The organism is Vogesella mureinivorans (assembly GCF_007644035.1).
GTDB classification, from domain to species: domain Bacteria; phylum Pseudomonadota; class Gammaproteobacteria; order Burkholderiales; family Chromobacteriaceae; genus Vogesella; species Vogesella mureinivorans.
Map to the genome: position 1 here is coordinate 1 of NZ_VMTV02001009.1, position 294 is coordinate 294.

At 61.6% G+C, this 294-nt stretch carries 1 pseudogene; it reads right to left on the reverse strand.

The features are described from left to right. Positions 1–272 (reverse strand): annotated as a pseudogene (locus tag FLQ44_RS22480) (catalase-peroxidase); the annotation flags it as partial. Positions 273–294: the final 22 nt, after the last annotated feature.

Genomic DNA, 294 nt, shown 5'->3' on the forward strand with positions numbered 1-294 from the left:
CCGTAATGGCCCCAGTCGGCTGGCCACCAGTCCTGGCTGTCGGTGAGCAGGGCCTTCATGTCGGCTTTGAGCGCTTCGACATCGAGCGAGCGCACGGCCTGGCGATAGTCGAATTCCCCGCCCATCGGGTTGGTCTTGGTATCGTGCTGGTGCAGGATGTCGAGATTGAGCGCATTGGGCCACCAGGCCATCACCGTGCTGCCGGTTGCGGTGTTACCACCGTGCATGACCGGACACCCCTTGCTCGATGTGTTTACGTCGACTGCGTCCATTTCCTGTCTCCTGATTTCCCGG